The sequence below is a fragment of the Dyadobacter sp. BHUBP1 genome (genome assembly GCF_050587785.1).
GTDB lineage: Bacteria > Bacteroidota > Bacteroidia > Cytophagales > Spirosomataceae > Dyadobacter.
In genome coordinates, this window is the sequence record NZ_JBOBIH010000001.1 from 67,153 (window position 1) to 88,712 (window position 21,560).

Here is a 21,560-nt window from a genome sequence, read left to right on the forward strand (position 1 = left end):
GAAGTATAAAATATCTACATTGCCTCTTTTTGCAATATGAAGTATCTTTAAATAGTGCTTCTGCGAAATATAACTTAATACTGCTCTTCTTGAACGAATTTTATTTTTAGGTAAACTCTATGCGTACGATCATGTTGGTGGCGGGAATCATCGTCGCACTGGTTTTGGGGAAATTGTTTATTTTTTCGAAACCCGGTGAAGGCAAAGGCTCCGATGCGAAAAAAGGGGGTGAGGGGAAGAATGCAAAGTCCGCCGGCGGGGCCGTGCCGGTGAATGTTTTTATTGTGGGTAGAGAATCCATTGAAAACCAGATTTTTGCCTCCGGTACCGTGCTGCCCAACGAGGAGGTCAACCTGATGGCGGAGATATCGGGCAGGTTGGTGAAACTCGACATCAAGGAAGGTTCATACGTCACCAAAGGACAGCTGATCGCGAAAATTAATGACCGTGAGTTACAGGCGCAATTACAGAAGGTTGCTTATAACCAGGATCTGAGTAAAAAGATAGAAGCACGGCAGAAGAAGTTGCTGAACGTAGAGGCGATTAATCTGGAAGAATACGATGTTACCTCCAATAATATCCGGGTCCTGGAAGCAGAAAAGGAAGTAATAGAAGCACAGCTGGAAAAAACGGAGGTTCGCGCACCGTTCAGCGGTCGTATCGGATTGAAATTCATTAGCGAAGGCGCATACCTGGCGCCGGGTACGCCCATCGTAACGATTGTCCAGAGCAATCCCGTTAAAATCGATTTCACGGTTCCTGAAAAGTACAGTCCGAGCATCCGGGTGGGGAGTCCGGTCAAATTCAACCTCGACGGCGACCCGTCGACTTACACTGCCAGAATTTTGGCCATCGACCCGAAAGTGGACGAAAACCTTCGTACGTTGCGTGTTCGTGCGCTCGCGAACAATCCCGAAGGCCGGTTCGTACCGGGTATGTTCGTGAAGGTGTTGGCCGACCTCGATGCCAACCGCTCTGCCATGATGATCCCAACGGAAGCCATTGTGCCGGTTTTGAAGGGTAAAAAAGTGTTTGTTGTAAAAGACGGCAAAGCCCAGGAGGCGATGGTGACGACAGGCCTGCGCACCGACAAAAAAATCCAGATCATAGACGGCTTGCAGCCCGGTGATTCGCTGATTACTTCGGGAATCATCGCGATCAAACCTAACACCGCCGTGAAGGTCAACCTATGAGCATATCAACCCTTTCCATCAAAAGGCCGGTTCTCGCGATTGTGATGAACCTGCTCATTATTTTGTTCGGATTCCTGGGATACAAGTTCCTCGGGATGCGGGAATTTCCGTCGATCGACCCGCCGGTGGTTTCCATTCGCACGAGTTACACCGGTGCGAATGCCGATATTATCGAATCGCAGATCACCGAGCCGCTCGAAAAGCAGTTGAACAGCATCGAGGGCATCAAGTCGATCAGCTCTACCAGCAGCCAGGGTACGAGCCAGATCACGGTTGAATTCGACATTGGTGTGGACATGGAACGCGCCGCGAACGACGTGCGCGACAAGGTCGGTTCCGCGTCCCGGACATTACCGCTCGATATCGATGGTCCGCCGGTGGTCAGCAAGGCCGATGCCAACTCGGAGCCTATTATTGTGCTGACTTTCACCAGCAATACGCGCTCGCACCTGGAGGTGAGTGACTATGCCGAAAACGTAATCGCTCAACGCCTGCAGACGATTGAAGGCGTGAGTGAAATCCGTATTTTCGGACAGAAGAGATATGCGATGCGCATATGGATGGATCCGGTCAAAATGGCTTCGCTGGGCATTACCACCCAGGATGTGAAAACCGCGCTCGATAAGGAAAATGTGGAGTTGCCGAGTGGAAAGCTGGCCGGTGATAATACCGAGCTGACCGTGAAGACGATCGGCCGTTTTCGTACTGAAGAGGATTTTAATGAAATGATCATTAAAAACTCGGCTACGCAGACAATCCACCTGAAAGATATCGGTTCGGCGACGCTGGGGCCTGAGAATGAGGAAACGATCCTGCGCCTGGATAATGTGCCAATGATCGGTCTGGCGATTTCGCCGATGCCGGGTGCTAACTACCTCAATATCGCCAAGGAAGTTAACAAGCGGATGGAGTCCATCAAAAAGGAGCTTCCGAAAGATTACAAGCTCGATACGCTGATCGACAACACCATTTTCGTGGAGCGTTCGATTGAAGAAGTTGGCGAAACGTTGCTGATAGCCATCGTCCTTGTGGTAATTATCATTTACCTCTTCTTCCGCGACTGGCTTATTGCCTTCCGTCCGCTCATTGACATACCTGTTTCGCTCGTTGGTACATTCTTCATTATGTACATTATGGGCTTTTCGGTGAATGTGCTCACGCTGCTCGCGATCGTACTCGCGACCGGGCTCGTAGTTGATGACGGGATTGTGGTTACGGAGAATATTTTCAAGAAGATAGAGCAAGGAATGAGCCCGATTGAGGCGGCCATTAAAGGCTCGAATGAAATCATATTTGCGGTATTATCCACCTCTATTACACTGGCGTCCGTGTTTTTGCCGGTGATTTTTATGGAGGGTTTTGTAGGAAAACTGTTCCGGGAGTTCGGTATCGTTATTTCCGCTGCTGTATTGATCTCAGCATTCGTTTCACTGACGCTCACGCCAATGCTGAATGCGTACCTTGTTCGCAAAACGCACAAGAAAAGCTGGTTTTACGAAAAGACCGAGCCGTTTTTCGAAAAGATCACCAACGACTACGGTAATGCATTGGCGAGGTTCCTGAAAATGCGCTGGGTGGCCGTACCACTGGTAGCGATCACGCTGGGGATGATCTGGTTTTTTGGAAAGGACCTTCAATCCGAATTGGCCCCGCTGGATGATCGGAACTGGTTCCGTATCAACATGACGGCGCCGGAAGGTTCTTCGTTCGAGTTTACGGACCGTTATGTGCAGGAAGTAGGCAATATGCTGATGGATTCGATGCCGGGCAAAAAAGGGCTGATGCTGATCACGTCGCCCGGAAACTCGGGTCTGGGTGCTGCCAATACCGGTAGCGGCCGTATTGCACTGGTTGATAAGAAATTGAGGAAGGAATCGCAGCAGGAGATCGCGGACTATATTAATAAGAAACTCAAACAAATGCCCGATGCCAAGTCGTTTGTCGTGCAGCAACAGACGATTTCGGTGGATTCGAGGGGCGGTTTGCCGATTCAGTACGTAATCCAGGCGCCGGATTTTGAAAAATTGCGGGAGTACCTTCCCAAGTTCATGGAAGAGGTGTCGGAGGACCCCACTTTCGCGATTACGGATGTCAACCTGAAATTCAGCAAGCCTGAAATCCAGATCAGGATCGATCGTGAGAAAGCAAAATCGCTCGGTGTTTCCGTGCAGGACGTAGCGCAGACGATGCAGCTGGCATTTGCCGGGCAGCGCTTTGGCTATTTCACCATGAATGGCCGCCAGTACCAGGTAATCGGTCAGTACGACCGCGCCAATCGTGACGAGCCGCTGGATTTGAAGAGCATGTTTGTCAAGACAAATACAGGCCAGCTCGTGCAGCTCGATAACATTGTGAAAGCGGAAGAGGAAAGCAGCCCGCCGCAGCTTTTCCATTTTAATCGATACATGAGTGCCACGGTACAGGCGGCACTTGCGCCGGGCAAAACCATCGGCGACGGTATCGCAGCGATGGACCGTATCCGTGATAAATTGAATGACGAGACGATCCAGACCGCATTGAGTGGTTCTTCCCGTGACTATGCCGAAAGTTCATCAAATACGATGTTTTCGTTCTTCCTCGCTTTGATATTGATCTATTTCATTCTGGCAGCGCAGTTCGAGAGTTTCGTGGATCCTTTTATCATTATGTTCACCGTACCTCTGGCAATCGGCGGGGCGGTATTTTCGCTGTGGTTTTTCGACCAAACGCTTAACATTTTCAGCCAGATCGGCATGATCATGCTCATTGGTCTCGTAACGAAGAACGGTATCCTGATCGTCGAATTCGCCAACCAGCTCCGCGAGCAGGGGCGGAGCATCCAGGAAGCTGCGCTGGAAGCCGCTACAATGCGTTTCAGGCCCATTCTGATGACCAGTTTGGCGACAGTCCTCGGCGCATTACCCATCGCGATGGCGCTCGGTTCGGCCGGTCGAAGCCGGATGTCCATGGGGATTGTGATTATGGGAGGGCTGCTATTCTCGCTCGTACTGACGCTTTACGTCATCCCCGCCATTTACACATTCTTCTCACGGCCTAAAAACTTCGAGAAAATGAAAATGATCGAACGTGTGGCAAGGGATAGCGAGCTGGAAGAGCCGGCGCATTTCTGAGGGGCGGATTTGGAAGAATTATATCCTATGGGAACGCGGATCTACCGCGTTCCCATATTTTTTAACATCCTCACGTGCGAGCTTAATGCGTTGCGGAAATTGGGTTTTGCATTGTAAATCAATCCGAATTCCAATGCGGTAGCTTTTACAATCGGAGATAATGCGTGGTAATGAATGTGCGAAATGGAAGGGAAAAGGTGGTGTTCGATCTGGTAATCGAGACCGCCGATGAACCACGAAAGAATACGGTTTTTTCCGGCAAAATTAGACGTGGTTTGTAGCTGATGAACAGCCCAGGCATTCTCGATACAGCCCGAAGAATCCGGCTCAGGTTGTTCCGCACCTTCTACGACGTGTGCCATTTGAAATATCGTACTTAATATCATACCGGCCGTGCCATGCATGATCAAAAAGCCTGCGAGCCATTCTCCGAATGAAAGTGAGGTAAAGCAGAGCGGAATGATGAAAATGAAGGCAATGTAAGCCAATTTGGTTGCCACCAGTCGTATCAATTCTTTTCTTGGAAATGGCTTGGTCATCCCCGATTTAGCCATTTGGTTGAAGATGCCGATCTCCTTGAAGTCTTTCCATAGAAATGAGAGCGTCATGAGGCTGTACAGAACAAATGCGTAAATATGCTGAAAACGGTGGATGAACTTCTGCTTCTCCTGAAATGAAAGTCGCAGCAAAAACTTGCCGGTAATGTCTTCGTCTACTTCATGGATATTGGTATAAGTGTGATGCAGCCGGTTGTGCTGTACTTCCCAGTTGTAGGCGTTCCCGCCTAGCAGGTAAATAGAAGCACCAAAAATCTTGTTCAGCCGGTTGGCGGTTGAAAGGGAGCCGTGGATAGCATCGTGCATGACCGACATGCCGACCCCGGCGACGCCCAAACCCATGACCATCGCCAAACCTGCCATGACCAGCAGGTTGAATTGATTGGAAAGAATGAATGCATACGGTACCAGATAGAGGCTTAGCATGAATATGGCTTTGTAGATAATACCCGCTCCGCCCGATTTACAAAGATCATTGGCAGAGAAATGTTGATCGATACGATGTCTGAGGGTGGGGAAAAAGGTACTTTTTTCCGGATTCGTGAATTTGATTTTGTGAGATTGCATTGAGACGCGCGGAATGCGCGGGTTAAATGAGTGGGGCGGCCTGTTGAGAACGGCTTATCAGAGGTAATTATTAGGAAATGTGCCTTTAAATTTCATGTTTGGAAAAACGGGGATGCATTACGGCAAAAATATCCCTGTAAAGACGAAAAGAGGCCGGCATCGCTGCCGACCTCTTTCGTTTTCTATGAGTGAAGTGCTTAAAGTGCGAATTTCGCTTTGATGGCATCTACGAAATCAAGTTTTTCCCAGGTGAAAAGTTCCACTTCGACTTCTTTTTCTTCGCCGTTGGCGCCTTTGAAAGATTTCTTAACGATTTCGTTCTTGCGTCCCATGTGGCCATATGCCGCTGTTTCGGAATAGATCGGGTTGCGCAGTTTCAGGCGTTGCTCCACTGCGTAAGGACGCATGTCGAAGATTTCGCCAATTTTCGCGGCAATAGCACCGTCGTTGTCAGCAACTTTCGCAGTACCGTAGGTATTTACGTACAAACCGCAAGGTTCAGCAACACCAATCGCGTAAGAAACCTGAACGAGTACTTCGTCGCACAAGCCGGAAGCTACCATGTTTTTCGCTATGTGGCGTGTCGCATATGCCGCGGAACGGTCCACTTTAGAAGGATCTTTACCGGAGAATGCACCACCACCGTGTGCGCCTTTTCCACCGTAAGTATCTACGATGATTTTGCGGCCTGTAAGACCTGTGTCTCCGTGAGGCCCACCGATCACAAATTTACCGGTTGGGTTGATGTGGTGCGTAATGTCGCCTGTGAACAGCTTTTGCAGCTCAGGCGTCAATTTTGCCTTCACGCGAGGGATTACAATATTGATAATATCGCTTTTGATTTTCGCAAGCATCGCTTCTTCGGTGTCGAAGTCGTCGTGCTGGGTCGAAACCACGATGGTATCGATACGCAGTGGCACATTGTCGTCGCTATATTCGATCGTTACCTGTGATTTCGCATCAGGACGCAGGTAAGGGATCAGTGAAGGCTCGTTGTTGCGGATGTATGACATCTCTTGCAGGATCTTATGCGCCAGGTCGAGTGCAAGCGGCATATAGTTCGCTGTCTCACGTGTAGCATACCCGAACATCATACCCTGGTCACCAGCCCCCTGTGCATTTGCTTTAGATTCGAAATCTTCGGCTGCTGCTGCACGGTCTACACCCTGATTGATATCCGCACTCTGGTCGTGGATCGCCGAGAGGATACCGCAGGAATTGGCTTCAAACATGTATTCACTCTTCGTGTAACCAATACGTCTGATCACTTCGCGGGTGATCTTCTGAACGTCCAGATAAGTATTGGTTTTTACCTCGCCGGCCAAAACTACTTGTCCGGTCGTTACCAGTGTTTCGCAGGCCACCTTACTATCGGTATCCCATGCTAAGAAATTGTCAATCAGTGCATCTGATATTTGATCGGCTACCTTGTCAGGATGTCCTTCAGATACGGACTCCGAGGTGAATAAGTATGGCATTGGAAACGAAATAAAAGTTAAAGAAAAGTTTAAATGTGTGATAAAATTACCTCATAAGAAGCTCTTCTATTTTCCTATTAGACGGCAAAAATAAGTAATCATTTAGATATTGACTTTGTGAATCGTATTGTTTAAGAATAATTTCCTCGATTTTGTCAAAATTCAATCCCCTTTCCGTCCTGATCCTGTAAATGGTGTAGTTCAGGCTTTTAACCAGTTCTATGACCTTGCCGGCCCGCTCTTGCAATACATGGAGATTAGCGTCGGCATTGTGGCAGTCGAGTACTTCGCAGGTGATTACGGGATTGTGTGTTCTGAGTGTTTTTTGCAAACCGGTCAACACTTCCAGCTCGGCGCCTTCTACGTCGATTTTAATAAAGAAGATATCGCCGATCTTGTTCAGGTCGAGATCGTCGAACGGAAATACAGGTACGTAGCTGACATCCTCGGGGCGATAATGGTCGGGCCGGAGGTCGCTGATCATCGTAGCGGAAGAATCTGCACCGGTTTTGCAATAGAATTTGAGGATTTCAGCGGTGGAAGAAAGACCTACCGGGAGCAAATGGACATCCCGGAGGTTGTTCATTTTAATAAGCTTGTTGAGATAGAAAGCACAATGCGGACTGGGTTCGAAACCGTAATAAGGATTGTCGCGATAACTTCGGAAGGCTATCAGCGATTGTCCGACATTCACGCCGACGTCGATAAAACTGCTTCCTGTGGGCATTTGGATGGATTTGACAAGCTGGAAAAACCAGTCGTCACCGTCGATGGCGAAATTGGCTAGACCGATGTTTTGAATTACCGGGACTTTAAAGCGTTTGTTGTTGAATGTGACAGACCGTGTGAAATTTACATGACGGCTCACATCCTTGATCGTCTGTCTGACGAATTTTGTTAGAGAATTCATTGATTGTGAGTGGTATAGTATAATATAAACCTACGTATTTCTACCACTGAATCAAATACCTCTTCGCAAACGGCGGCAAAGAATAATTAAGAGGTAAACGAGAAAAAGCCGACGTAGCTTGGTACACCGGCTTTTTCTGTTTATTGCCAATAGCGTTTCCGGCTTCAGATCGGCACATTCACATGGCGTTCCGCGTGATAGCTGGAACGTACAAGTGGCCCCGACTCGACGTATTTCAAGCCGCGCTTCAACCCTTCTTCCCGGTAATTGTCAAACATTTCAGGCGTAATCCATTCGATTACTTCATGGTGCATTTTGGTCGGTTGAAGGTATTGGCCCAAGGTAAGGATGTCGAGGCCATTTTCGGCCAGGTCGTCCATTGCTTTGTACACTTCATCCTGCGTTTCACCAAGGCCGAGCATAATGCCCGATTTGGTACGCTGGCCGAATTCCTTCGTACGCTTGATCTGTTCCAGGCTGCGGGCATATTTTGCCTGCGGGCGTACCGCGCGGTATAAACGTTCCACAGTCTCCATATTATGGGATACCACCTCCTGGCCCGCTTCAATCATGTGTATGAGCGCATCCCAGTTGCTTTTAACATCAGGGATCAACGTTTCGATGGTTGTTTCAGGGGTGTTTTCCTTTACCTGACGAACCGTCTGATACCAGATTTCCGCACCTTTGTCTTTCAATTCATCGCGGTTCACGGACGTAATCACCGCGTGCTTTACCTGCATCAGCTTGATTGCCTCCGCTACCCGCCGTGGTTCATCGGTATCGTATTCATTAGGCCGGCCGGTTGCTACCGCACAAAAACTGCAACTTCTGGTACACACATTTCCGAGGATCATGAAGGTCGCCGTTCCGGCGCCCCAGCATTCTCCCATATTCGGGCAACTTCCGCTTTCGCAAATGGTATGGAGTTTATAATTATCGACCAGCTGTCTTACTTTCCTGAATTCAGGGCCTGCGGGGAGTTTAACCCGGAGCCAATCGGGACGTTTTCTGCGTTCCGATGGTATTACTGGCAATTCAATCATATTAATCTGTAATGGTAATTATCTTTTCTTACTTCCAAAATAAAGGGTCAGGTATCCGGATGTAAAAAAGGCCTTATTCTGCGCATCCGCCATGATCGTAATTTTTCTTGAAAAGGCTTCGGCTATGAAACCGACCTCGACGCCTGTTACATTATCCCGGAAGGCGCTCAGTTCGAAGCTCATAGCAGTCTTGATGTGAAGCCCCGGCACCACTTTGGATTTTCCGAATCCCTGGAAAAAACTGCCTGCGCCGATTATATCGCCCGCCCGGTTCGGATCGAAGGGCGCAGTGGTTACGCGGCCGTCGGAACCCTGGTACTGAACCATGTAGGGCTTTTCAAAACCCAGGGAAGGGCCTGCTGCCAGGATACCGCTGATCGAAATGCCTTCATCGTCCTGCCGGCTGAACAGCGCTATTTCACGACCATACTCCGGGCGCAGTACAAACAGGTAGTTTTGTTTGCCATACACCAGCCGTGCGCCTGTCACAAAGTCCTGCGTGGAAAGTTCTTTAGGATGTTTTACGTTCACCAGTTCGAGCGCCAGGTAGCGGTATGCATTCTTTCCGAACATTTTTGTGCCCGTCGCCGACGATTGGCGAAATACCGCACCGCCGAGAATCCCGGAGTTGGTATTGGTAGTGATGCCCACAGAGGTAAATGATTTATAGGTCTCCTCGGCGTCCTCGTTATTCTTCACAGACCTGCGCTGAGCGTATATTTCTGTCGATAGTGCCAACAGAATAGCTACTGAAAGTAAAAGTTTTACACGCATCATATTATTTAGTATAAATTCTCTGTGACTGAGTATGTGTCGTATGAACAGTGAAAGTACAAAATAATAGCGTATGCTGCTGTATATCGACACCACTTTAACGGTTTTTTGTACATTTATGTTCTTTAAACAAAAAAAGAAACAAAAAAGCCCGCCGGCGGTCTCTGCCGCATCAAAGTGACGGCGTCTTATTGCTTTTCTAATGTCCTTTTAATCAGACTCCTTTGGTGGAAATTATTTATCAGGTCGCCATTCAGGTTTTCGCATTTCTATTCCGGTTCGTTGCACCTTTCAATCATAAATTAAAGCTCGGCGTGGAGGGACGAAAAGGCCTTCTCGACCGTCTGCGAGCGTCGTTTAAGGCACAGGCGGCAGGCCGTCCCGTAGCGTGGTTCCATGCTGCGTCGCTGGGCGAATTCGAGCAGGGGAGGCCGGTCATGGAAGCGTATCGGAATGCGTATCCCGGCCATTTTATATTGCTTACTTTTTTCTCGCCCTCGGGTTATGAAATCCGGAAGGATTATGCCGGGGCCGATTTTATTTGTTATCTGCCGATCGACACACCCGGTAATGCACGGGAGTTTGTAGAAGTTATCAATCCGCGCATTGCGTTTTTTATCAAATATGAATTCTGGTTCAACTACTTGCGGGAATTGCGGAAAAACGGAAGTTATATCCTTTCGTTTTCGTCGATCTTTCGTCCGGGGCAGATCTTTTTCAAATTCTACGGAAGCTTTTTTCGTAAAAAACTAGGCTACTTCGACCATTTCTTTGTCCAGAATCAGGCATCGGTTTCGCTTTTGGCCAGCATTGGTATTACCTCCGCAAGTGTCGCAGGTGACACGCGTTTTGATCGTGTGCGGGCGATCGCATCGAACGCACGAGAGCTCCCTGAGATCGGGCGTTTCAAGGGGGCGAAGCAGTGCCTGATCGCTGGCTCCGTGTGGGATGCGGATATGCAGGTACTCATTCCCTCGCTGAATGCGCTAAACGGCAAATTAAAAGCGATTATCGCCCCGCACGAGATCAAAGCTGAGGAAATTGCCGGCTGGCGTTCCAAATTGAACGGTCGTTCCATTTTGTATTCTGACGTGGCTGCCGGGCAGGATCCGGAAGGGTTTGACTATCTCATTATCAACAATATCGGAATGCTCTCCTCGCTTTACCGGTATGGTGATATGGCCTATATCGGCGGCTCCTTCGGCGCTGGGCTGCATAACATCCTCGAAGCCGCGACATTTGGCTTGCCTGTTGTGTTTGGCAATAAAAGTTATCACCGGTTCCAGGAAGCAGTGGATTTGATTGAGAAAGGCGGTGCATTCGCCGTTGCAGATGAGAGTCAGCTTTTGGAGATTATCACAATATGGGCGAGTAATCCTGCAGAAGCGAGAAATGCAGGTAATGTAAGTGCTGAATACGTGAAGTCAGGTACAGGCGCTACCGACCTGATCATGCTGAAGGTGAGGGAAGCAATGGGCTGATGGTACAGATGAATGCACCATCAGCTGCTCAATATCAGGAGAATTCTTTTGTAATCAGATTGTCGAACAGGTAGGCCTGAGTACCCAGCAAACGCGCCTTTGAACCCAGCTTGGAAATGTGGATCGAAAGCGGGTTTTTGAAATCCGACAGACAGTATTTGTTGATCGCCTGCTCAATTGGGTTGGAAATGAACGGCCCGGCCTCTGCCAGCAAACCACCCACGATAATTACTTCCGGATTGAACAAATGAACGGCCGTAGCCAATCCCTTACCCAACTCGGTACCCACGGTGCTCAGGAGGTCGATCGAAAATTCATCGCCCGCATGTACCGCTTCAATGATATGCGAAGTTTCGAGTAAATCGAGATTGCCATGGACGATCTGTTTCAGGATCGTTGCCCGGCCGCTGTTGATGCCGTCCTTTGCCTGGCGGATCAATGCAATGGCCGAAGTGATCGTATCCAGGCAGCCTACTTTACCGCAGTGGCAAAGCATTCCGTCCGGTTTCACCTGAATATGCCCCAACTCGCCCGCAAAGCCTGACGCCCCGTTGAAAACCTCTCCATTGATGATAATGCCGAGACCAACGCCCCAGTCGATATTGATTGTCAGCACCTGGGACTTATCGACGGCATACCCGAAGCGGTGCTCGCCGATCGTTGTAGCCTTCGTATCGTTGAAAAGGCATACTGGAAGGTCGAAATGCTCTTTGAGGTACGTTACCAGCGGCACACCCGGAGGGGTCAGGTTGAGGTAAGTTAAGTTAATCCCCTGTGAAGAGTTGATCAACCCAGGCATTGAAACACCGATACCCCACAGCTTGCTGCGTGTGATATTGTTGGATTTCAGGAAGTCGTCGGTCGATGTAAAAAGCTCTTCCAGGAAATTCGACGAGTCGTCGAGGCGTATATCAACTTTTCTTTTAAGGATCAGTTGGTTGTGTAAATCGAATATGCAAAGTTGGGTGTCATGGCGGTTAATATCCATGATCAGCGTAAGGTACTTCTTGGCATTCAAGCCGTAAAGTACCGGCGGGCGTCCAGCCCTGGCAGGGCCTGTGCCTGTCTCGGTGATCCAACCCTCCCGCATCAGATCGTTCACAATTCCGGTTGCAGACGGTATACTCGCATGGAACAACTTGGCCATTTTGTTAATGGAAGTGTCGCCGGACTGATATAGATGCAGCAAAAGGCTGCTTCTAATGCGATTTTTACGAATATCAATAACCGAACTCGGTTCTTCTGCCACTAAGTCCATTATGCGGAGCGAAAAAAATTATAGGATGATATTTTTAATTTTCTTTAACTATTGGTGTACTAATGTAGGAAATAATCAGAAAAAACGGGTGTGATTTTAAAAAATATTATTATTTGTTGTGAAATATTCAGCAAATCGGGCGATAGGCCAAACGTTTCCTAATAATACAGCAGTCACAACACGAGGATTTTTTCAGCTTGAAGGAGATCGTTATATGCAATGCAAGTAAAAAATCAGAGAGGTCGAAAAACTACTTGTTTTAGGGCTTGTTTTGACTTCCCGGCTAATTTTTAGTGACTTCTGGTAAAGTCCTTTTAAATTCGCTGATTCCAAAAGAAAGACAAATGAGTTTAATAAGGGGTTTGGTGCTTCGTTCGACGGGCTCGTGGTACGACGTCAGGGATAGCAGGAATGGGCACATCTGGCAGTGTCGGTTGAAGGGTAAATTCAAAGCGTTGGGCTTGAAAGTGACCAACCCGATTGCAGTAGGAGACTATGTGAAGTTTGAGGTGGAGAATGAGGGTGAAAACTTCGGGATCATCCATGAGATTGTTCCGCGCGAAAACTATGTGATCCGTCGCTCGGTTCACAAAACGGCCCACGCACACCTTATCGCGGCGAATGTGGATCAGGCCATCCTGATCTGTACATTGGTATTCCCGCGGACCTCGCTTGGATTTATCGATCGTTTCCTGGTAGCGATCGAGTCGTTCCGTATTCCGGGTGTGCTGGTTTTCAACAAACAGGACTTGCTGAACAACGAAATGAAGGCTTTTCAGGCCGAGCTTATGCAGTTATACTCAAGCCTGGGTTATCGGTGCCTGACCACAACGGCATTGCATGAAGTTGGTCTCAGTGAGTTCAAGGCCCTGCTCAAGGGAAGAGTCTCGTTGCTTTCAGGGCACTCAGGCGTAGGTAAGTCGACGCTCGTGAATGCGATCGCGCCAGATCTGGATATCAAAACACAGGAAGTTTCCACATTCGCGAACAAAGGGGTGCATACCACCACTTTTGCTGAAATGTTTGAACTCGAAAAGGATACATTCATCATCGATTCGCCGGGTATCAAAGAACTTGGGCTGGCCGATATGGAAAAGGAGGAGATCAGCCACTACTTCCCTGAAATGCGTGATCTGCTTAATCAATGCCGCTTCAACAATTGCCAGCATATTAATGAACCTGGGTGCGCGGTAAAAGAGGCTGTCTCGGAAGGGAAGATTGCACTGAGCCGTTTTGAGAGTTACCTGAGTATCATGGCAGGGGACGACAACCGGAAATAGGTTTTGAGTTTAGAGTTTAAGAGTTGAATAATGTTTCCTGCTATGAAGAATGTAGAGCATATTGGTATTGCTGTCGGCGACCTCTCAGCGGCAGAGTCATTGTATTCTGCATTGCTCAATACAGTTCCTTACAAACGCGAGGCAGTCGAATCGGAGCAGGTTACCACTTCGTTTTTTAAGGTAAACCAAACCAAAATAGAATTACTGGAAGCTTCCGGTCCCGACAGTGCCATCGCCCGCTTCATTGAGAAGAAAGGCGAGGGAATTCATCACATTGCGTTCGAAGTGGAAAACATCGCCGCGGAAATGGAACGCCTTCGCAACGCCGGATTTGTATTGTTGAACGAAATCCCGAAACGCGGGGCCGACAATAAGCTGGTTTGCTTCGTGCATCCTAAAAGCGCGAACGGCGTTCTGATAGAACTTTGCCAGGAGATCAGGTGATACCTGATCCGTCTAGAATGGTAACCCTACAGCAATATTTAATATCAGATTCTCCTTCCTCCAAGCCCGGCTTCCGAAATTGATTTCGTTGAATACCCATGGATTTTTGTATTCCACAACGCCTTCATCGCTCACATTTTTAACCTCGTTCACATACCATGGCTTGCGGAAAGGTGTTGCGAGGTCGAGGCGGAAAATCAGGTAAGAGAAATCCAGACGCAGGCCAATGCCGCCGCCGACAGCCACTTGTTTCAAAAATTTATTGCTGATTAATGCCGTACCCGGGTAGGCGGCGCGGGTACTATCGCCGAACGACCAGATATTTCCGGCATCTACAAAAATGGCGCCGTTAATAATATCGGTGAGTTTCATCCGTACTTCCGAATTAAATTCCATGCGGATATCAGCAAAAGACTGGTAGCCGATCAAGCGAATGGATAATGTATCTGGGGCAACGGCGCCGGGTCCCAGTGACCGAGGACGAAATGCCCTGATCCCCGTACTACCGCCTGCAAAATACTGTTTGAATTGCGGCATAGGCATCGTTTTCGAGTTGCCATAGGGTTTGGCTGCTCCCACGAGAATGCGGTTCGCCCATTTAATCGAAGGGGTGATCGTGCGGTAGTACCTTACATCGCCATCTACCTTCACATATTGCAGGATGGGTACTTTGAGAAATTCTCTCGGGTAGCCTTCCGGGTTTTTCTTCGTCAGCATAGTTAAAACATTCCCTCCCCATTCGACGCCACCAAGCATCGCGACCTGGTTTTTACTGAATGGCCTTGGGGTGGGGCGGTAGGATACCGAGTAGTTCGACCCCATGATAAAGAACTTGGTATCCACAAGCCTGAAAAGGCGGTCGATGTCCGTTGGGTTGGTATTCGGATCCGTTGCGATTTCCCCGAGCAGCTCCGTATTGATATTCCTCGGTTCTACAAAGTTGATGGATATCGGCGTGAGTGTATGCTCCACCTCTGAATTGCGGCGCCATATATACGACCAGTCCCCCCGGATGGAGCGGGTGGTATAAAAGTTGCGCTGTATCCGGTTTTCATAGGCCAGTGAGAGAATGGTTTTGGGCAAAGCCTGGCTCTTTTCAGGTCTTATTCTTACGAACGGGATGATAAACCTGGGGAACGACAAATCGGCTTTGGCACCATACCGGATGTATTCGTTTCCGATATTGTTGGAAGTGGTGCGGCTTCCACCGAGTTGTACGTCAAATCCAAAATACGCGTTGACTGCCAGCATTTCCGCGCCACGGAAGAAATTACGGTTACGCCATGTCACGTCCAGCTGTGATCCGCCCAGGTTGTTGGATTTGGTACTCGCGGAAAGAATAGTCTGCAGCGACTTTTTCTTCATCGGCGAAAGGTCGTAGTATACATCCAGCAATGCGGAATCGGAGCGGGGAACGAGGTCGAAACGGTTTTTAACGAACCGGAAGTTTTGCAGGTTGATCAGCCTTTGCAGCGATACGTCGTGCATGGTGCTGGTATACAAATTTCCCCTCCTGAAACCAATGGCATCGTAGAATATCCTGCGTTTGTAACGGTGCCCGGGATCCGTGACGGTAATGCCCCGGCGTAATGGCCCGCGCGCAGCGAGGCCCGTGGAGTCGGCTTGCTTGTTTTCCTCGGTACCGGTATTGACGTAAATGCGGTTGATATAATATTGTTTCAGAGAAGTCTGGGCCGTTTCCTTCTTAACTTCGAGAAAAAGGTTAACCTGTTGCGGCCCCAACGTGGAATCGGCGCGGCCAATAGTGGAGTCGACTTTTACGATCAGATAATCGGGGTTGAAATAGTAATATCCCTTGCCTTTCAACTCCTGGTCGATGCGCGTACGTTCGGTTGTGATCACTTCCAGGCGGATCGGGTCGCCTTTTTTCAGTAAGGTTTTTTGTTTGGCCAAAACCAGGTCGCGGTTGAAGAGCGAACTGTCGGGCACGACGTAATTAACCTCGTTGATCACATAACGCGGCATCACATAGGCATCGAATTCCGTGATCGCTGTGCGTTTTCTTTTGTTTTTGTTAGGTATAACCTTGCCTTTGACATTGGAACGGTAGTAGCCTTCATTGTCCAGAAACGCAACCATATTGGCTGCATTGATATCTACAATGCGCTGTGTCGCATAACGCGGTGGTTCTCCTAGCTTTTTCCGGAACCAGCTCCGCAGCCCGCCTTCATCTTTCGGTTCGCCGATCCAGTAGTAAAACCATACCTTCCATGGAAAGCCGAAAATGGTTTTGTTTACCGGCGGCTTGATCAGCTCTTCCAACTGATCGGCTATCCCCGACACATTGGGTTTGGAAATACTGTCAGGCTGCACATTGACCTTGTTGCCAACATAAATGCTCTGGCCCTCGGGTACATATCTGTTGACCGAGCAGCCACCCAGGAAAATACAGATCGCCAGTATATATCCTATGTTATTTTTCATTGTGCTGCTTTTGGAAAATTTCGCGGAACAGGTCATAATCCGCAGTAATGATAAAACTCACCCCGGTTTCAATAATGAAACCTTCCAGAATCGACTGGTACTGGTTTTTGCGATAGCCCCGGAACATATACCTGCCGTCTTTACTGATAGAGTAGTCAAGGGCGATGTTGTCGAATACTTCGGTTGAATTACCCGAATTGCCTTTGCTTTCGAGCTCGAAGTTCTTGCCTACCGAAATTTTCAACCGGTTGTTCAGGAATGCCTTACTGAGGCCTACGTTCAGGTCGGTGCGGGCACCGGTGCTCTGGTCGGCCGTGGAATTCAGGCCGATGTTGAGATCAACACCCTTGACGAGGTCGGAGGCCAGGTTATTGAGCTGGTCGGTGAGCAGCTGGCTTACGCTTTGGCGGGCCACCGCCTCCGCGCTGGAACCGATATTGAAGCCGGCCGTCGATTGGTCGGTGATGAATTTGTTGGTGATAAGCAATGCGAAAGCCTGTTTGTTCGCCTCGGACGGATTGTTCTGCATATCTTTCCAGAATGTCTGTGCGGCGATGCCGTCTTCAACCGACTTGTCGACAGAATTTTCAGGTATGGCGATATGGAATGCGATATTGGGCGTTGTGAGGTTTCCCGTGATTACGATTTGCACTTCTATTGGTATCTTGCTCGCGCCCTGGAATTTGGCGTCAATGGAGCCCGGATCGACCATGACTGGATACGAAGCGGTAATGTTTAAATCGGCTCTCATCGGGTCACCGGTCCAGAGGAGTGTACTTCCCTTTTTGATCTTAAACTGCCGTTTCAGGATTTGCAGCGTCAGGTCGTAGGAGCCTTCCGTCAGGTCATAAGAGCCGAGAAGGAAGAGCTGCCCGTTCGGCGCCACACCCGTATTCAGCTGTGCATTCCCTTTCAGCCGGATGTTGTCGCCATTCAGCTCATCGATCACGACTTTAAATTCCGATTTATCGTCTACATCGATATCCAGCGAAATCTGCGAAGCGAAATCCACCGTCACGTTTTGCGCCGCTTCCACAGAATCCTTTTTAACGGCCTCGACACCATTGCTCATGTCTACAAACTCGATCACACCTTTGGTAGCGTCACCGGCTTCGGTAGCGTCGCTGGGCATTACTACGGTGATATTGCTTCCCGGGTCTACTTTCACGTTACCGTCGATCACGGAATTCGAACCCTGGCCTTTTACGGTCAGGTTAGCGTCAATATTGGCTTTCCCGAAAAACAGTTCATTCTCTTTCTGGGTCGAATTCAGGACGTTGAAATTTTTAGCAGAAATATTGAGATTATACCCCACATCCGGCAGCTTCGCAATGTTCACGTTTCCGTTAATCTTCATCGCCTGGTTCAGCGAGTCGGTTACAGTGAAGTTGTTAAAATTGATATTCTGCCCCTTGAACTGAATCTTCTGCCCCGCGAGCGAATACCGCGATCCCAACTGTGTTGCGTTGAACGCCACATTGTCAAAGTTCACGGCGCCGTCGAGCCTGGGGCTGTCGGTTGCGCCGGTAATAGCAATATCGCCGGTCAGATTGCCTTCTGCACGTTTTAATTCACCCAAACTGAATGCCTCGATCGTTTTGGCACTGAGTTTTTTCAAATCCATTTTGAAATCCATCGGACTTTCGGATTTCAGGTTATAGCTTCCCCGGAGGCTTACGTCGTTCTGGTCGCTCACGAGCGACATCGCCACACGGATCAGGTTTTCGGTCTCATTCGTCGATTTCAGCGCCAGGTCGCCCACCGGTATTTTAGTTACCGCCAGGTTATTGATCGTCAATTCACCCGTGTACACCGGCGCGCTCATGTAGTTGCTGAGTAGCACCTTTCCATTCAATGTACCGGTCGCGAGCGTCGAATCGAGCGTAGCGATCTCGATCAGCGGGCCGATGGAGATGTTAGACATTTCGATGTCGAGCGGGCTGTTAGGTGCTTCGGAAGTAGAGTTGATCTTCAACGACTGCCCTTTGTTAGTGATGGCCAGGTTCTTCACGTACACGCTGTCGGACGCGTATTGCACGTAGCCCGCTGTGTCTGCCTCCCATTTGTCGTAATTCAGGAGCAGGTCGTCGCGCAGGTTGAGGCGATATTGGTTGTTGTTGACGGCCAGATCGCCTTTTACAGCGTGCCGTTCGGTATTCACAGAGTCGCGGACGACGAAATCGAATTTGACATCATTGTTGACGATCTGGCTAGCCAGCGAAGCATTCTGCATTCTGAAACCGCCGGTATTGACCTGGCCTACATTCGCATTCAAAGCCGCATTGGCTTCCGTGGTGCTGAAATTCACCGCCACTCGCTCTACGATGGTGCTGTCATAATTGATCATCGGTATATTCAGACGGGCTACGAGGGAGGAGTCCTTCTGGTTATCCATTTGCGCATGCAGCTGGATCGCCTTCATTCCCCGTATTTCGGGCACGAAAATCTGAATGGCCGGGTGGTTGGTCAGCGTAGCATCCAGTGCGAAATTCACCGGCTTGGTAATTTCCTTATAAGTCAGGTCGGGTGATTTAAAATGCTTTCCTACCTCGGTCAGGATCGCGTCGCCAATTTCTGTGTAAGAATACTGGCCGGTCATTTTGGCTTTCAGAATCGGCGATTCGATATAAGCCTGTTTGCCGCCGCTGGAATCGGTCAACTGCACATGGATATTAGAAATGTTGATCGGCTTGCGGTGATGCACCAATGTCAGGCTGTCGAGATCCACGCTCCCCAGCGGGTTTTCGGGATTAGTTGAAGGCATATCTACCTTAATGCTTCCTTTTACCTGTAATGAATCTGCGTACAGATTCAGGGCTGTAAGGTCCAGGTTCGCCACTTCGAGATCGGCTTTCACCGAGGGATATTCTTTGGATAAGTCAGCCTGTGCATTCAGGTCGAGGTCAATATTACGATCGTCGATATTCGCCGAAATATTGGCCAGGCCATGGTCGATATCACCTTTCAATTTCAGGTTTTGGTAGACATAACCTTTAATATCTGCGCTTTCAATATTGCCGTCCAGCTTTGCCTTCATCGTTTTCGGCGCATACCCTGTCCCATCCACATCGGCACGTAGCGTAAGTTTGCCCATTTCAGCCGGTGGTTGCTTAGTGAGCTTGCCCAGGTCAAATTCCGCGAGCGTGAGTGTGCCGTTATATTGCGCCCGAAGGCTATCGGTGATGTTTTTGAGATTACCCGAGAAAGTTCCCGTGCCAAATGAAGAGTTTATGGTCGTTGCCAGGGTGAGGTTTTCCATTGATCCATGCACTTTCCCGGAGATCTTAATCGCGTCGGGCAGTTCGATCGAAGCGGGGACTGTGCTGTCGGGCAGCATTTTGAGCAAATCGGCCCTGGTAGAGGATATTTCGTTAATATTCAAATCCATCGCGAGCTTTTCTGCGTCGGGGAGGCCCCTCAGCCGGCCATCCGTACTCAGCACGGTGCCGTCGAGCATAGTAAATCTCGCCTTGGAGATAAGCATGTCGTCTACCGATCCGGTGATCTGGCCAGTACCTTTTACAATGCCGTTCGGTTCCTTGTCGAATGGCGGGGTTTTGGCCAGATCCGGCACCAAAAGCAGAATGTCCGCGAATGCAATGCGGCTGTCGGTGAGACGTAGTTTGAGTTTTACCTTGCCAATGTCGTTAGTGAGCTGGTCGAGGCTTTTGTAACGCAGGCTCAGCTCGTCGCGCAAAAGGGTATTAGGAGTTTTGAGATACAGGTTGCGGAGGTAGGTTTCCTGGTCGCCATAAGCAAAGTCGGTACGGAACGCATCAAGGCGAAAGCCGCTTTTTTCTTTGAATGAGGCGGATTTTAATGCACCTGCGATGTTTTCCGGCGAGAAAAGGAAATCCCGCAAATCTACATTCAGGTCTCTGATGTTGAGGTGTGCGTAGTCGAGACCTTTGGGCACGGCGGGGGAATTGAAATCGTCGTACCGGATATCATTGTCCGCCAGTTTGATTTCTCCCACTTTTACATACCAACCGGGAGTTTCTGTGTTAATTGAGGCCGTGTCCTTCTTTTCCTCTTTTGTTTTCGGCTTTTTGGCAAATTCTGCAAAAAGCGACATGTTTTGCAGCGAAACATTCTTTACGTCCACACGCTGGCTACCCATATAAACGCTGTTCACATGCCCCGCCAGTTTCCCGATGGTCATACCGTTTTTCAATCCGGATGTTTCATCGTCAAACTCCCATTTGAACTGCCGGATATCGATATCGCCCGCTTTAATATCCAGCGAATCGGCCGGGTTCGGCTTCGGCTCGGGGCCGGCGGCAGCCACTTTCACAGCAGGGTACATTCTCAGCTTCACCTGGCTGTTATGCAATGCCGTGTTGGTGAGGTGATACTGTGAAATCGTCGGGTTGAATTTATCGAACTTGACAACGGCTGAATCGATGTTCCCCGAGGCATCTGTGCCGATCACTGCGTCGCGGTAAGAGAATCGGACCTTTTTCAATGAAATCTGATCCAGGCGCATTTTGAGCGGTTTCGACGGTGTCGTGTCGACTTCCGTGTCAGTACCTGCAAATGCATCGACAATAAACTGGAAATTGAATGTTGTATCAGGCAAAACGCGATTGATATGGGCATTCACGTCTTCCAGTTCCACTTTGTTAATGCCAATGTCGCCGTTGATGAGGCTGTACATATCAAGGTCTACGTACAGGCGCTTGCCTGCAACGAGGGTGTCGCCGTGTAAATCTTCGAAATAGACACCTTCGAGCAATACCCAGTCGGGGATGTCGAAGCGGATTTTTTCGATATTGACCTTGGTTTTGAGTTTTTTACGCAAAAAGGAATTTGCCTGGGACGTTAAAAAATTCTGGCCGAACGGTGTCTGGATTCCCCAGATCAACACGCCAACCAGAATCAAAACTGTCAGGATTATTATGGCCAATACTTTCAGTGCTTTCTTCATCCCTGGCTGTTTTCCGCCATATCGAGGCGTTGAGAATCTTGGTTTTCAATAAACCCGCCAGCCCAGATGCCGGTGACATCCGGCTGGCAGGTC

13 protein-coding genes are annotated in these 21,560 nt (G+C 49.1%); 5 read left to right on the forward strand and 8 right to left on the reverse strand.

What is annotated here, in order from left to right; all coding sequences use genetic code 11:
- The first annotated feature begins 119 nt into the window (after nucleotides 1-119).
- Both ACQ4MZ_RS00280 and ACQ4MZ_RS00285 read left to right on the forward strand, forming a co-directional pair.
- Nucleotides 120-1,193: an efflux RND transporter periplasmic adaptor subunit gene (locus ACQ4MZ_RS00280; RefSeq protein ID WP_430841800.1), complete on the forward strand. Its 1,074-nt coding sequence runs from the start codon at nucleotides 120-122 to the stop codon at nucleotides 1,191-1,193.
- On the forward strand, nucleotides 1,190-4,303 hold the full coding sequence (locus tag ACQ4MZ_RS00285) for an efflux RND transporter permease subunit (RefSeq protein ID WP_430841802.1): 3,114 nt from the start codon (nucleotides 1,190-1,192) through the stop codon (nucleotides 4,301-4,303). Before ACQ4MZ_RS00280 ends, ACQ4MZ_RS00285 begins: the two co-directional genes overlap by 4 nt.
- A 41-nt stretch (nucleotides 4,304-4,344) precedes the next feature.
- On the opposite strand, the gene ACQ4MZ_RS00290 is transcribed toward ACQ4MZ_RS00285, so the two are convergent.
- From ACQ4MZ_RS00290 to ACQ4MZ_RS00310, 5 genes are all read right to left on the reverse strand, one after another.
- Nucleotides 4,345-5,427 carry a fatty acid desaturase family protein gene (locus tag ACQ4MZ_RS00290; protein ID WP_430841804.1) on the reverse strand — a complete coding sequence of 361 codons (1,083 nt, stop codon included), beginning with the start codon at nucleotides 5,425-5,427 and terminating at the stop codon, nucleotides 4,345-4,347.
- A 197-nt stretch (nucleotides 5,428-5,624) separates the two neighbouring features.
- Nucleotides 5,625-6,905 carry a methionine adenosyltransferase gene (gene metK, locus ACQ4MZ_RS00295; protein WP_430841806.1) on the reverse strand — a complete coding sequence of 427 codons (1,281 nt, stop codon included), beginning with the start codon at nucleotides 6,903-6,905 and terminating at the stop codon, nucleotides 5,625-5,627.
- Between the two features lie 46 nt (nucleotides 6,906-6,951).
- Nucleotides 6,952-7,815 (reverse strand): FkbM family methyltransferase, encoded by an 864-nt coding sequence (locus ACQ4MZ_RS00300; RefSeq protein WP_430841808.1) that lies wholly within the window; start codon nucleotides 7,813-7,815, stop codon nucleotides 6,952-6,954.
- A gap of 164 nt (nucleotides 7,816-7,979) precedes the next feature.
- Nucleotides 7,980-8,858 carry a lipoyl synthase gene (gene lipA / locus ACQ4MZ_RS00305; protein WP_430841810.1) on the reverse strand — a complete coding sequence of 293 codons (879 nt, stop codon included), beginning with the start codon at nucleotides 8,856-8,858 and terminating at the stop codon, nucleotides 7,980-7,982.
- An 18-nt stretch (nucleotides 8,859-8,876) separates the two neighbouring features.
- On the reverse strand, nucleotides 8,877-9,635 hold the full coding sequence (locus tag ACQ4MZ_RS00310; RefSeq protein WP_430841812.1) for a hypothetical protein: 759 nt from the start codon (nucleotides 9,633-9,635) through the stop codon (nucleotides 8,877-8,879).
- A 221-nt stretch (nucleotides 9,636-9,856) separates the two neighbouring features.
- Between ACQ4MZ_RS00310 and ACQ4MZ_RS00315 the strand changes: the two genes are divergently transcribed.
- Complete coding sequence (locus tag ACQ4MZ_RS00315) at nucleotides 9,857-11,113, forward strand: 3-deoxy-D-manno-octulosonic acid transferase (protein WP_430841814.1); 1,257 nt, start codon at nucleotides 9,857-9,859, stop codon at nucleotides 11,111-11,113.
- 34 nt (nucleotides 11,114-11,147) lie between these two features.
- On the opposite strand, the gene ACQ4MZ_RS00320 is transcribed toward ACQ4MZ_RS00315, so the two are convergent.
- Entirely contained in the window at nucleotides 11,148-12,260 is a 1,113-nt protein-coding gene (locus ACQ4MZ_RS00320) for an ROK family protein (protein WP_430841816.1), read from the reverse strand.
- Nucleotides 12,261-12,715: 455 nt separating this feature from the next.
- Between ACQ4MZ_RS00320 and rsgA the strand changes: the two genes are divergently transcribed.
- On the forward strand, nucleotides 12,716-13,651 hold the full coding sequence (gene rsgA, locus ACQ4MZ_RS00325; RefSeq protein ID WP_430841818.1) for a ribosome small subunit-dependent GTPase A: 936 nt from the start codon (nucleotides 12,716-12,718) through the stop codon (nucleotides 13,649-13,651).
- A 42-nt stretch (nucleotides 13,652-13,693) separates the two neighbouring features.
- The gene (gene mce, locus ACQ4MZ_RS00330; RefSeq protein WP_430841820.1) at nucleotides 13,694-14,095 is read left to right on the forward strand and encodes a methylmalonyl-CoA epimerase; all 402 of its coding nucleotides are present in this window, start codon (nucleotides 13,694-13,696) and stop codon (nucleotides 14,093-14,095) included.
- 12 nt (nucleotides 14,096-14,107) lie between these two features.
- Here mce and ACQ4MZ_RS00335 read toward each other — a convergent pair whose 3' ends face one another.
- Nucleotides 14,108-16,540 (reverse strand): BamA/TamA family outer membrane protein, encoded by a 2,433-nt coding sequence (locus ACQ4MZ_RS00335; RefSeq protein ID WP_430841822.1) that lies wholly within the window; start codon nucleotides 16,538-16,540, stop codon nucleotides 14,108-14,110.
- Entirely contained in the window at nucleotides 16,530-21,467 is a 4,938-nt protein-coding gene (locus ACQ4MZ_RS00340) for a translocation/assembly module TamB domain-containing protein (RefSeq protein ID WP_430841824.1), read from the reverse strand. The genes ACQ4MZ_RS00335 and ACQ4MZ_RS00340 overlap by 11 nt, the downstream gene beginning before the upstream one ends.
- Nucleotides 21,468-21,560: the final 93 nt, after the last annotated feature.

What these genes read in the sequence shown, in the direction of transcription:
- ACQ4MZ_RS00280 (WP_430841800.1), top strand. Translation starts at nt 120, where the DNA reads ATGCGTACGATCATGTTGGTGGCGGGAATCATCGTCGCACTGGTTTTG.
- ACQ4MZ_RS00285 (WP_430841802.1), top strand. Translation starts at nt 1,190, where the DNA reads ATGAGCATATCAACCCTTTCCATCAAAAGGCCGGTTCTCGCGATTGTG.
- ACQ4MZ_RS00290 (WP_430841804.1), bottom strand. Translation starts at nt 5,427, where the DNA reads ATGCAATCTCACAAAATCAAATTCACGAATCCGGAAAAAAGTACCTTT.
- metK (WP_430841806.1), bottom strand. Translation starts at nt 6,905, where the DNA reads ATGCCATACTTATTCACCTCGGAGTCCGTATCTGAAGGACATCCTGAC.
- ACQ4MZ_RS00300 (WP_430841808.1), bottom strand. Translation starts at nt 7,815, where the DNA reads ATGAATTCTCTAACAAAATTCGTCAGACAGACGATCAAGGATGTGAGC.
- lipA (WP_430841810.1), bottom strand. Translation starts at nt 8,858, where the DNA reads ATGATTGAATTGCCAGTAATACCATCGGAACGCAGAAAACGTCCCGAT.
- ACQ4MZ_RS00310 (WP_430841812.1), bottom strand. Translation starts at nt 9,635, where the DNA reads ATGATGCGTGTAAAACTTTTACTTTCAGTAGCTATTCTGTTGGCACTA.
- ACQ4MZ_RS00320 (WP_430841816.1), bottom strand. Translation starts at nt 12,260, where the DNA reads ATGGCCAAGTTGTTCCATGCGAGTATACCGTCTGCAACCGGAATTGTG.
- rsgA (WP_430841818.1), top strand. Translation starts at nt 12,716, where the DNA reads ATGAGTTTAATAAGGGGTTTGGTGCTTCGTTCGACGGGCTCGTGGTAC.
- mce (WP_430841820.1), top strand. Translation starts at nt 13,694, where the DNA reads ATGAAGAATGTAGAGCATATTGGTATTGCTGTCGGCGACCTCTCAGCG.
- ACQ4MZ_RS00335 (WP_430841822.1), bottom strand. Translation starts at nt 16,540, where the DNA reads ATGAAAAATAACATAGGATATATACTGGCGATCTGTATTTTCCTGGGT.
- ACQ4MZ_RS00340 (WP_430841824.1), bottom strand. Translation starts at nt 21,467, where the DNA reads ATGAAGAAAGCACTGAAAGTATTGGCCATAATAATCCTGACAGTTTTG.